Origin of the sequence: Colwellia sp. BRX8-9 (assembly GCF_014077245.1) — a bacterium.
Taxonomy (GTDB): Bacteria; Pseudomonadota; Gammaproteobacteria; order Enterobacterales; family Alteromonadaceae; genus Colwellia_A.
The window spans coordinates 182,780-194,778 of record NZ_JACGVN010000007.1; the positions used below are offsets into that span (position 1 = coordinate 182,780).

15 protein-coding genes and 1 pseudogene are annotated in these 11,999 nt (G+C 34.3%); 2 read left to right on the forward strand and 14 right to left on the reverse strand.

The features are described 5' to 3' along the window. Positions 1–29: 29 nt before the first annotated feature. The 12 genes from H4J70_RS08225 to H4J70_RS08280 form a co-directional block, all read right to left on the reverse strand. Positions 30–443 (reverse strand): hypothetical protein, encoded by a 414-nt coding sequence (locus H4J70_RS08225; protein WP_182218394.1) that lies wholly within the window; start codon positions 441–443, stop codon positions 30–32. Positions 444–565: 122 nt separating this feature from the next. After that, the gene (locus H4J70_RS08230; RefSeq protein ID WP_182250896.1) at positions 566–1,108 is read right to left on the reverse strand and encodes a DUF4287 domain-containing protein; all 543 of its coding nucleotides are present in this window, start codon (positions 1,106–1,108) and stop codon (positions 566–568) included. Between the two features lie 122 nt (positions 1,109–1,230). Then, on the reverse strand, positions 1,231–1,689 hold the full coding sequence (locus tag H4J70_RS08235) for an energy transducer TonB (protein ID WP_182250897.1): 459 nt from the start codon (positions 1,687–1,689) through the stop codon (positions 1,231–1,233). 106 nt (positions 1,690–1,795) lie between these two features. Beyond that, positions 1,796–2,083 (reverse strand): hypothetical protein, encoded by a 288-nt coding sequence (locus tag H4J70_RS08240; protein ID WP_182222635.1) that lies wholly within the window; start codon positions 2,081–2,083, stop codon positions 1,796–1,798. Between the two features lie 563 nt (positions 2,084–2,646). Then, the gene (locus tag H4J70_RS08245) at positions 2,647–3,102 is read right to left on the reverse strand and encodes a GNAT family N-acetyltransferase (RefSeq protein WP_182250933.1); all 456 of its coding nucleotides are present in this window, start codon (positions 3,100–3,102) and stop codon (positions 2,647–2,649) included. 135 nt (positions 3,103–3,237) lie between these two features. Continuing rightward, on the reverse strand, positions 3,238–3,696 hold the full coding sequence (locus H4J70_RS08250) for a GNAT family N-acetyltransferase (protein ID WP_182250898.1): 459 nt from the start codon (positions 3,694–3,696) through the stop codon (positions 3,238–3,240). Positions 3,697–3,802: 106 nt separating this feature from the next. After that, the gene (locus H4J70_RS08255) at positions 3,803–4,483 is read right to left on the reverse strand and encodes a hypothetical protein (RefSeq protein WP_182218418.1); all 681 of its coding nucleotides are present in this window, start codon (positions 4,481–4,483) and stop codon (positions 3,803–3,805) included. Positions 4,484–4,606: 123 nt separating this feature from the next. After that, positions 4,607–5,395, reverse strand: a complete 789-nt coding sequence (locus tag H4J70_RS08260) for a trypsin-like serine protease (protein ID WP_182250899.1) — start codon at positions 5,393–5,395, stop codon at positions 4,607–4,609. Positions 5,396–5,538: 143 nt separating this feature from the next. Continuing rightward, a complete protein-coding gene (locus H4J70_RS08265; RefSeq protein WP_182250900.1) occupies positions 5,539–6,300 on the reverse strand; it encodes a hypothetical protein in 762 nt (253 codons plus the stop codon). A 117-nt stretch (positions 6,301–6,417) separates the two neighbouring features. Further along, positions 6,418–6,825 (reverse strand): hypothetical protein, encoded by a 408-nt coding sequence (locus H4J70_RS08270; protein ID WP_182250901.1) that lies wholly within the window; start codon positions 6,823–6,825, stop codon positions 6,418–6,420. 89 nt (positions 6,826–6,914) lie between these two features. Beyond that, positions 6,915–7,502 (reverse strand): helix-turn-helix transcriptional regulator, encoded by a 588-nt coding sequence (locus H4J70_RS08275; protein WP_220465336.1) that lies wholly within the window; start codon positions 7,500–7,502, stop codon positions 6,915–6,917. A gap of 218 nt (positions 7,503–7,720) precedes the next feature. Continuing rightward, complete coding sequence (locus H4J70_RS08280) at positions 7,721–8,065, reverse strand: hypothetical protein (RefSeq protein WP_182218646.1); 345 nt, start codon at positions 8,063–8,065, stop codon at positions 7,721–7,723. Positions 8,066–9,511: 1,446 nt separating this feature from the next. Here H4J70_RS08280 and H4J70_RS08285 point away from each other — a divergent pair. Both H4J70_RS08285 and H4J70_RS08290 read left to right on the forward strand, forming a co-directional pair. Beyond that, positions 9,512–9,871 carry a hypothetical protein gene (locus H4J70_RS08285; protein ID WP_182250902.1) on the forward strand — a complete coding sequence of 120 codons (360 nt, stop codon included), beginning with the start codon at positions 9,512–9,514 and terminating at the stop codon, positions 9,869–9,871. Between the two features lie 161 nt (positions 9,872–10,032). Next, positions 10,033–10,813: pseudogene (locus H4J70_RS08290) on the forward strand (transposase). Positions 10,814–10,918: 105 nt separating this feature from the next. Here the strand turns inward: H4J70_RS08290 and H4J70_RS20660 are convergent. Both H4J70_RS20660 and H4J70_RS20665 read right to left on the reverse strand, forming a co-directional pair. Continuing rightward, positions 10,919–11,419: a hypothetical protein gene (locus H4J70_RS20660; protein ID WP_259368022.1), complete on the reverse strand. Its 501-nt coding sequence runs from the start codon at positions 11,417–11,419 to the stop codon at positions 10,919–10,921. Between the two features lie 45 nt (positions 11,420–11,464). Beyond that, complete coding sequence (locus H4J70_RS20665; RefSeq protein ID WP_259368023.1) at positions 11,465–11,788, reverse strand: hypothetical protein; 324 nt, start codon at positions 11,786–11,788, stop codon at positions 11,465–11,467. Between the last annotated feature and the right edge of the window lie 211 nt (positions 11,789–11,999).

The window sequence follows — 11,999 nt, forward strand, 5'->3', positions numbered from 1 at the left end:
CAACAGCCAGCTGTTATTTGAACGTCTTATTATGCTACTGGTTCTGAAACCTCTACAGTTTGATTTTTAAGCTTATGATAACTAAATGTTCCTCTTACCCCACCAATGAGGATCACAATAAATAAAATCGCTAAGAAAGGTACTGACGGGTTAGTTATAAACATATTAACTTGTTCGATAATATAAAAAATTAAACCAAACGTTGCTGCGAATCGGCTTAGTTTCCAAATACCAAATGCAATAAGTATAAAAATAAATGAATCGACAAATGCCCAAGCATCAATTCCTAAAATGGGATCGTTATACATACCATATAAGGCAAATGCGGCTGTAACTGTAGCAACAAATAATGCTACGAACATAGAACCTTTGGTAGCAGCTTTGGCAGACTCTATTGTTGATACATCAGGCCAGTAGAAATTGTCTTTTTTAGTATCACTCATGCTTAAATACTCCTTGCAGCATAACGCCTCGATAACAGGCAAAAAATTGGTTGGCTAAAATGTTGAACACAGTGAAAATAGTCAACTGTATTTTTTCGTTTGAACCGCTTGTTATGTTTTGACTAAACAGATGTTTCGTACGCTTTCGATAACCATTCGATAACTTCACTGTCAACGTCAGAGATATTATTTAGTTGTATTCTATGGGTACACATAGTGCCAAATGGTCCTGATGCTTCTAACCGCCCTTGCACCTCGACGTCTTTAAGTTTTAAACCCAAGTCTATTCTTGTTTTAGTTGCCGGCTTAATTAAAGCAAACTGTTTTTTTCTGATGAAACTTACACTTCCTTTTTTCGGTGTAACTACAACATCTTCACCAAAGTTTTTGATTACTAAGAAAAGCATTTCATAAATAGGCTTAAGCGATTCTTTACCACTATATTGATTTAAAACTAAATCTTCAGGGGGATTAGTTCTTTCTTTAGATAAAGTGACAATTGTATTTGCAAACCCATGTGTTACACCATGCTCTGTTTTTAAAAATTTCACAGCCATTAAATGCTTTTCAAAATTCTCTTTGTCCAAGATTTGAAACCATTCTTCTAATTTTTTACCTGTTTTTTCAGGCATATTTTCAATCATTTTTTGCAGCGATTTATCCATATACTCCACCTTTTTATTCAAAAATAACGCCCCATTAAGAGACAAATAATAGTTAGTTAAAATAAGCAACGAAGCAGCAAATAGCCAGCTGTTATTTATCCTGCTAGAATAGCTTGTTAGCGCTATACCTTATAATTCCATCCGCATTTATTTTTAGCTTCCTTGGCATTCTTTGCGCCACTAACCATAAAATCCAATTGTATGGATGTCAATACAGGTGTTTTATCAACATTTACTTCTGTTGCTGACCATCTCCAGCTTTTGAGAGACGCAGCAGCATGGTAATCAAATACACCTTTAGGATAAGATTCCTTTACTTTGTAGCCACTGGTTTTACCATCTTTGTTTATACCGACAATAAGATCAACACAACCAGATAAACCTTTCCTTGCTGCTTCTATTGGGTATTTAGGGTCTAGCCTCTTTTCAACTATCCAATACTCTTTAACTAATTCTCTTTGTTCTTTTAAAGATAAATCCTTATATTCAATTAGGGATTCATCGACAACTTGAACAGTATCATTAGACGCACATGCACCTAAAAATAAACTTATTATTGTAATTGAAACGGCATTTCTCATTGCTAACTCCTTATAGCTCTATCGCCCTAACTACAGGCAAAAAATTGTTTGTTAAAATACTGAAGAACGAAAACAGCAAACTGCTTTTTGTCGTTTAAAAGTCTTGTTAGTTTTTGTTACCACATTTTATTTGTTTTTCACCAAAGTGATAAACATTATTTACCGCTACGTATACACTTGAGACAACTGCTGATGTCGGCATAGTTATTATAGATAAAAACTCATCATTCCATTCATAAAAGCTAGTGTCGCCCTTCATTAGATTAACAACTTTAAGAGTCTTTTTATCTGTAGACAAACCACATTGATATTTTTGAGAATGATCCACTTCAGGAACAACAACACATCCTGTGAAGATCAGTGTACAGATAATAATTATTACTTTGTTTAACATCAAATTATCCTTTTTGACAAATGGAGATAATACACGCTCTACGAAAACTAACGCTTTGCTAAGCGGCTAAAAAATGGCTAGCTATAATAGCGAGTAACGAGCACAGCCCACTGTTTTATCGGTCTTGAGTTGCTCGTTAGCTGTATGCTAGTTCATTAAAAAGGTATAATAAATGGTTCTCTTACAAATTGAACCAAAAAGTAAATAACAATACCAATTGCTGGAAATAATCTTCTTATTAATAAAGAAGTTTGGGGAACCACATTTGAGAACATATGTACGATCCCTGAAAGTACAGAAAATAGCAAAGTAAGACAAAGTAGAATTATAACTAAGAAACTTTGCTCAACATTGAAGATTAGAACCGAAAAAAATAGAATAAGAAAAAACCATCCCAATAATTCAAGAGTTGATGTAAGTTTAAAAAATTTGATAATAGGCTCCTTACCTAAAAGCTTCATAGTACAGCTGGTGCCCCATTAAGAGGCAAATAATAGTTGGCTACAATGTTGAACGAAGCGGAACCTAGCCAACTGTTAAAATTCCTGCTTGAATGGCTGTTGTTAGAGATCATTTTTCAACGACATTGCGACTTTTCGAATACCATGAGCTGGTGTCCACTGTTTAAACTCAACAAAGCCATATTTCTTGTATAAATTAATTGCTGGATTATTGGCAACGGCAGTTTCTACAATTGCTTCTGTAAATTCAAATAAGTCGAGAATATAACTAATCAATTGACCTGCGATCCCTTTTTTAAAATACTTTGGATCAACGGTTAAACTATCTATTTCTAATTGATTACCCTTTACAACAACCTCTATGACTCCTGCGATGCATCCATTTTCATAAAAACCATAAAACAGTGTTTCTGAATTCTTTATATCTTTAATGCTTCGCGATAGTGGTGGAAAATTAGAAGCATTAATAAGCTGAGCTTCAACTTTATAAGAGTTTTGAAAAACTTTAAAAATTTTATTACCAACGTCTTCATTAGAATTATCAAGTTTGTTTATCATAGTATGCCTAGGCTCAAAATCTGCATTGCTCTCTAACGCCACGTTAAGCGGCAAATAATAGTGGGCTAAAATAAGCGACGAAGCAGCAAAAGCCAACTGTTTTTTTCCTTTTGAGTGACTTGTTAACTTCCGTATTCATGACTGTAGTAACATCGTATGAAAAATTATACCGTCTGTATTTTGTTGAGCCGAATCAAGGCGGAAACCGAAACGCTCATAAACAGGAATAGCCATAGTTGAAGACTTTACCCAGTAATTCCCATTACCTCCTTGAGCTATACAGATTTCATTTGCTGCTGACCACAATTGTTTAGCGATATTTAACTTTCTAGAGGTAGGGTCAACAAAAAGCTGACTTAACTTTTCTTTTTTGAAAATTGCTATTATTCCGACAATTTTGTATTCCTTGACAAAACATAACATCAAATATTTTTTATTTTGGATGCGTTCTTTTATAGCTTTCAATTCAAGGCTTTCTTTAAAGTGTACAATACCTTCTTTATTAAAGTCAGAGTTGGTTTGTGGTTCTGCGGCTCTCAGAATTAGAGATCGAATTCCTACGGCATCATTGATTGTAGCTTTTCGTATACTCATTCTATCCCTAGGAAGTTAACGCAACGTTAGCTGAAAAAAATTGTTGCCTAAAATTGTAACGGAGTGAAACAGCCAACTGTCTTTTGTCCGTTTGTACGCCTTATAGCTATAAGTTTGTATCAAGCTTGAGTAACTCACCTGATAATACATTAAAAGTATAATAGAACGTATCATTATCAGTCGCCGTATAAAGTAAAACCACATCATTACTAATCACCTGATAACCATCGATATTATCGATGACAGATTTTAACTTAGTACCGTCATATTCAGAAACCAATAACTCTTTATTGTCATCTTGGTTTAGAAATCCATCTTTATTCGTATCTTGTCTTACGACAGAATAGATGTTTTTACTTAAGATGTTTCGGTATTCTGTTTCCCTTGATTGGGTGGGTGAAAAATCTACGATTAGTGCGTTATTCTCGAATAACAAATTATTCTTTTCACCAGCTTTAGTAAACATCAAATTAACTGCATTACTGCTTAAACTCAAAGACGATGAAACAATCATCATGTCAGCATTTGCACTATAAGATTGTTCTTCCACTATCTGGTCCGAGGTTATTTCTAGAATATGCACATCTTTAATTTGACCTACATATCTTTTTTCTAATTTAGGTTTTTGATCTTTTTGTAGTGCATCATTATGATCAATAACTTGTACTTTTGGTTCGGAATAATCCTTTCTTAAAAGATCACTAATTATGTTTTTACCAATTACAATAATTACAATTATCGCTGCGATAAATAGCAATATCTTATTGGATTTCTCAATAAAATTCATGATGCGAGTTCCCAAGTGTGATTGCTTATAGTTAACGCCACGTTAAGCGGCAAAAAATTGTTGGTTAAAATAAGCGACGCAGGAGCAATAAACCAACTGTTTTTTGTCCGTTTAAATGACTTTTTAGATACCCAATACACCAACTATCCAGTCATAGTAGTTAGATATCCTAACTTGATAAGCTGTAGTGCCATACAAACCACCTTTAAAAGTAGATATATCACCATTCCCCAATTGCCAACTTGATAAACCTACGAGAAATGGAGCGCCTTGTTGAAATATAATAGAAGCCCCTCCGCTATCTCCAGAGCCATGTATACCTTCAAGTGGTAATGCATTTGCAGGTTCGTTGAATTTAAATGCGATCCAATTACCTTCTGAATTTTCAACAATATTTTGAAACTGGTTCATTACACGAAGTGATTTCGTATCAATATCTTCACCGGTTAATCCACTTCCAGTTGCGCCCTTACCATAAACTGTAATTGTTTTACCTTTTTCACTTTTACCCTTGTATATATTGACTGGTTTAACACCGCTAACTTTTGAAGTTAATTTGATTAACGCAATATCACTTCTAGATTTGAACAAACTCATTAAAGGCGCTAAATCACCTTTAAGTAAATTTTTATTAGGTTCAGAGTACTCTGGGTGTATATGAACGCTTTCAATTTCATAAGCTTTTGAACCAACAATTAAATCTTTACCAACATAATCATAAAAAATAGTGTGTGCTACGGTCACAACCCATTGTGTATCTATTAATACACCATGTCCTTCATGAGGCATATCTATTAGGTATTCAGGCATTTTATCAATGACATAATTTTCAGGAGGAACATCATGTCTCTTCACTACAGCATTGCTGGATGTAGAAAAGAAAATAATGGATAAGATAAATAAAACTTTCATATTACGTCCATGTTCATTGATGGGTAGTATAACGCCTAATTAACAGGCAAATGATAGTTGGCTAAAATGTTCAGGAACGAAAACAGCCAACTGTTTTTTTTCCTTTTGAATGACTTGTTATAGGGCAATTAAACGCATGAAATTTAGCGACTTAGCACCTCAATAACATCGTCACTTAATATATGCTCCTTACCTTTGAAAACATCTAATATTCCAGGTGCAGACTTACTATTACCAATTACACTAACATAGCAACGATAAATATATTTACCGTTAGAAAAAGAATAGTGATGATTACCACCACTACCTTCAAAAACCATTTTTCCATTTTCTAAAATTAAATCAGGTTTATCTCTAGTTTTTTTATCGATACTCCATGACGAATAGCGATAATTGTAATCCCCAAGATCATCAATTCGAATATGAAATTTAGATGTTTTCCACTCTAATATTGGTTTTTTATAAACTCTGAGGCTTAGATGCAAAGTTTGTTTTTGTTTTTCAATCAAACTTGCTTTGATCTCTTTTTCTTTTGAAGATTGATATGTTATCGCTCTTATTTTATTTTTGGAATCTAGCCAAAGTTTACCGCTAGAAAACATTACGCCTCTCCAGCCCATCATGCTCCAATCTTTGTCTAGATCAGAGTTAGCTATTAGCTCGATAAATTTTTTATCAAACACTTCATCAAAGCGATTTACTAACTCTGCTTCATTTTTAATGGCAGGTATTGGAAATTCACGCCCTAATGGATAAGAAATAAAAGTTGCAATAGCTTTCTTATCCTGTTGCTTGAAAGCACTTTTAATCAAGGAAATATCCTCGTGGTATTTTTTATCAACAGCAAACGAAGTTGATGTAAATAGAATGGACAACACCAAGATTAAATTATTTATAAACTTCATGGATACTCAACACTCCGATTTGTCCTATAACGCCACGTTAAGTGACAAATAATAGCTGGCTAAAATTAGTGAGGAACGAAAGCAAGCCAACTACTTTACGTCCGTTTAAGCAACTTGTTAGCTGCTGATTGCATCCAACTCTTGAACTGCTCTTTTTAATTTACTAAGGGCTACAGATTCATTTTTATTATATGGTGATTTATAAGTAGCAACCGCTTTAGAAAAAGCTATATCTGCTTTTTGCATTAAACCTGATTTTTCATATAAAAAACCTAAACGAATATAAGAAAATGAAAGACTAGATGGACCAGTTTTTTGTAATAATTTATCCGATTGATCGGATTCTTGAAGCCTCACAATAGATTCCATTGCATAGATTGCAACTTCAGTTGACTCATGAAGATATACTTTATGAGCAATTTCTGCTTCATTATTTAAGAAATCAGCTGAAATATCATTAGCAAAGCTAATATTCGAAGTAATTACAGCAAGTGCAACTAGACTAGATTTAAATATATTTTTCATAATAATTTCCCTATAGATAATAAAATACTGCTTAAGACCAAAAGCAGCTAACGCCCCATTAAAACTCCTGCTTGAATGGCTCCTTATGCCTACAAATTCGGTGTCAGAGATAAAGAGTAATTACCAAAACGTATTTCAGCAGTTTCCCTATGTTTAGTTTTAACACTTGGTGAAGATATTAGTACTTCATTTCCATCAGATAAGTCATACACCTTTGTACTAATTAGCACGGTTCCGTCGTTCTCTTTAGTTGAAGTGAATGTAATCTTTAAAACATCAGAAATTTTCATTTCACTTTCTGTGTTTTCCTCATTCAGTATTTCAATGCTTGCTAACTTTACGTTATTTTCCAATAATTCAAGATCAACCATAATCGATTGGGCTGCAGCAGGAACCATCACCACACCTGATAAAATGAGACCTACAACACCAAATAAGGTAGCTAATCTGGATTTTAAAGAATAGACAGATTTGTTTGACCATTTTTGAATGTTTTTAATGTCCATTTCAAATACTGAGGCAAGTGATTTTACAGATTCTAATGAAGCTACCCCTGTCTTTTCTATTCTCTGAATCGTCCTTAGACTTAACCCTGACACTTCAGCTAACTGAGTTTGGCTCCAAGCTCTATTATTTCTTTGGGTTTTAATTACATTTATATTTACTTGCATTTCCATTGTTTAAATCGTCTTAATTAAAGTTGCCAATAATATGGAGAGAATTTACCTTTTTGTATACGTTAAGAGTGTGACATTCATATGCCAAGCTTATGACATGTAGGCGTAACGCCCCATTAAGAGGCTTTTAATTGTTGGTTAAAATGTGAAGCGAAGCGGAACCTAGCCAACGGTTAAAAGTCCTGCTTGAATGGCTTATTATGTGTCGTACAACGAAACTATATACATATGAATTTAGCTTCGAGATCAAAGCCTTGTGTATAATTTGTATCAACGTCACTAAATTCCCAAGAGCCAATTTTCGTACTAGATTTACTTTTGACAAACTTTTCAACTTCTCCAGTCTGACTATTTTTCGTAGAAATTAATTGAAAAGTTTTTCCACCTTCAACTTCACATCTAGACTTCATGACACCTATCAACATAGAGTGGGCTTTCTCTTTTGTTTCTCCACCCACTACTGTATAGAAAGAACCATCATCGTAAGGAATCGCTCTATCGGATAAGGATATATTCGTACAACCTAAAATTAATGATATGGGAAGTAAACTCAAGTATTTCATATTATTCCTAAAGACACATAACGCCCCATTATGAGGCAAAATAGTTGGTTAAAATAAGCGACGAAGGAGCAAAAAACAACTGTTTTTTGTCCTGCTTGAATGCCTTGTATGTTTACTTTTTAGACTGTCGCTCGCTTAGGTTTTCTTTAATTGCAAAGAATACATTTAAAAGCATACTAAGAACAGTCAAACAAAATACAGCAAACATAGGAAAAAACAATATACCAAAACCTGTGCTGTAACTTGTGTAACAGAATATACCGCTAACAAATGCAACGACAATTTCCCAGCCACAATTATCAAAAGCTGAACTAGCGATCGTTTTTAGTGGTTGAGCATAATGCTTAATCTTCAAATGTGGTGAACTCTCTAGTAAACATAACGCCCCATTAAGGGTCGAAAATGATAATACACTTTAATATACATTAAGTAACATAAGAAGATATTATTCACATTATATAACTTAAAAACAATAAGATAGGGCAATACAAAAAGTTTTGTTTTTGTGACATTTGAAGCTATTAACATGGTCACATGTTGAAAACAAAATAACTTTTTGTCACAAAAATATAATTATTTGTTAGTGTAAATTGAGCTGTCCCCTTTGTGAATAATGCTATTTCAAAATTCAAATCAGCTACATGTTTGCCAATGATTTACGATAACCTACAAATATTATTTACTGTCTTAGATTTACAAGTATCAACAGGGGACGTTTCTAGATATTATAATTAAAGCTGTTATCTTTTTACCACTTCTTAGCTCTTTCTTGGCTATTTGAGTGACTTCTCCTTCACCTTCAAAGAACCACAAAAACCCCCTGATTACCCCCTCTAGAATCAGTTTAGTTGGAACAGGGATTTCACAAAATTGGAACAGCATTGTAGATTCCGCGATGCCTGAACTTCATGTCTGTCAATAGTTCAGTTGACCTCGAAAAACGCTCTCATTTTCAAAATATTACTTCTTGTTTTCCCAACTTGTCATTAAGATATATTTGGGTATATAAAATTTTTAAAACAAAACTAAAAATTCATACAACGGACTACTCTAAGGTCATTAGCCATAAACCTGACCTAATTCATCGGTCAAAGCAATCCAATTTTATGTTCACTAAGATACGAATATAGTCCTTTTGGTCTGAATAAACCTATAATTAGGGTCTTCAGATCATGTGCCTATTTCATACGAATATTGATACGATATCATTTTGATAGTCAACAAAGCCACCACCATAGAAGTCATACAACATTGAACTGATAACGCTAGTGGTAGTTAGTTCCATTTTAGAAAATACTCATGCCACTTGATTAGTTCACTACTAGCGCACTATATTTATCACTGTTCGTCTCCAAAGCCACCAAGGAATTATTAATGAAAGTTTATGCAGAAAAACTCGTTTAAACTCTAGTAGATAAGATTTGTGATGTTTGCGAACAGAGCGTTATGATTGAAATAAATGAACATAAATATGAAGAATGCGGTGAATTAAAAGCAAGTTTTGGCAATGGATCAAAAGAGGATGGCAAGGCCTATCAGCTCGACTTGTGTGAGAGTTGCTTTAAAACAGCGCTGTATGCACTGAGAGATCAACGCAGAACAGAATTCATGTTTGATGATGTAAAAGATTTGTCAGATGAAAAATTCGGATTAGTTTCAGATAGTCTAATGATAGAGCGAGAAGAAGTTATTGAAAAAGAAAAAGGATCGGCAAAAAGCATTCTGTCAGATGTTAAGATTAACGAAAATGTTAGTGATGATGAATCTTTACAAGATAGTATTGATGAAGATGTGAGCACTAAGTAAATTTCATTAGTTAACATGCATTAGTTCAAACCTGAATTGACACTTTCTGTAAATAGGTTTTGATCAAGCCTGACAGTCGTAAAGCCACCACAGGACCCTGTAACAAAATCTGTGTAACTGCCTATCATTAGTACCCATATAGGGTTTAGGATAGGCAGACTATGAATAAGAAAGAACTCGAAGTATTTGCTAAACAAGCAGCTAAAGGAATTAAGTCAGAGCAAGACTTAACCGACTTTCGTAGAATATTAACAAAGATAACCGTTGAAGCCGCTTTAAATGCTGAGCTTGAAGAGCATCTTGGTTATGCACTTCATGAGCAATCCACCACGAACAATAGCCGAAATAGCTACTCCTCTAAATCTATTCGCACTGAAGATGGTCAAGTTGACCTTGAAACACCACGCGATAGAGAAGGAAGCTTTGAACCTAAATTAGTCAAAAAGAACCAAACGCGGTTTACCTCAATGGACGACAAAATCTTGTACCTGTATGCCAAAGGCATAACAACGAGAGAAATCGTTGATACGTTCAAGGAAATGTATGATGCAGATATCTCACCCACATTGATATCTCGTGTCACCAATGCTGTTATTGAGCAAGTCATTGAATGGCAAGCTAGGCCTTTAGATTCAGTCTACCCTATTGTTTACCTTGACTGTTTAGTCGTAAAAATTAGACAAGACAAACACGTTATTCAAATACCCTCAAGACATTCGAAAAGCTATCTACACAACGAATGCGATAGAATCACTTAACAGTGTTATCCGAAAGGCGATTAAAAAACGTAAGCTATTTCCGTCTGATGATTCAGCGAGGAAAGTCGTTTATCTTGCGATAGATGCAGCATCCAAGAAATGGACGATGCCGATAAGAAACAGGAAAACGGCCTTGAATCGATTTATGATTGAATTCGAAGACCGCTTAAAGGACTTTATTTAAAACTGGCAGTTACACAAAATCTGTTACAGGGTCCACCACAGCGATCATTCATCATCAAACAGTTAATGCTAACTTTGATACTAACAATGTCATTAACTTAAGGATTTAACACATACGTTTATAATTCATTGGGTACTTATTTGTCTTTTTTCTACGGTCTTGTCTAAAAAATTTACGATTGGGTCGAATAATACGTAAATTCTTTGATATTTTACTTATCAGTAGTTCGTATAACTTAAACTTAGCTAACTTCATTGTGAACCGAACAATATTATCTTTCAGTTGACTTATCGCAAAGGTGAAATTGATTTTATATTCATAGAGCCTATTTTTTTTTGGCTTCTTTATTTTTCGTTTTGCATCATGGATTGCAGAAGCAGCAAGGTTTTTAGTCAATAACTTAGCGTGTAAGTCTTGTAAAACACCTTCAACAGAAACACTAAAATAATTCTCAATATTGAGGCGACTTTTCAATACTTTGTAATCTTCTTCAACCCCCCAACGTTGGAAATATAAATCAGCGAAAAGAGCAGTAGGATAAGCTTGTATATCTGTTAATGATGAAACCAAAATTTCTGGCTCACCTGATGGCAGGTCAACTCGCACTAATCTTAACTGTAGTGACTCTGTCGATATTTTATCTTTTCGGCATCATTGAAGAGACTTCTCAAGACAAGGGAAATCAACTATATCAATATATTTCCCACTTTCTAAGAAGGCTTTAACAACATTAGAGCCTTTAACAATGCGCATGCAGAAATCAACATTTTTTAGCCTATGGTATTTATAAAACCAAACGGCAGGGTAACCTCTGTCATAAACGACTAAGTCGCCTGCTTGGGTTTTAGTTAAGTGCCTCAGTGCCATTTCACGCTCTCCAATTGAATGGCTTTCTACCTGTAAATCTAAGGTGATATTATTCTTAACATCATAAAGTTGAGAAAGATGGACAATTACATCAGCTTTGCCACCCAATTACATCAGAACTGCCAGTCATTATCATCTGATACTGTCACCTAATAACATTTACTGCGACCACTGAATAACATTAGGTTTGCCACTAATAACTTAAGTTAACTTTCCACTTAGCTGACCTTAGCTTTTGTTTCACTAACGACAAGTTCTCCGACACAGCGGTCATTAGCGAAAAACAGGTTGGAGGTAAATTAATTGTACTAACCCAAGA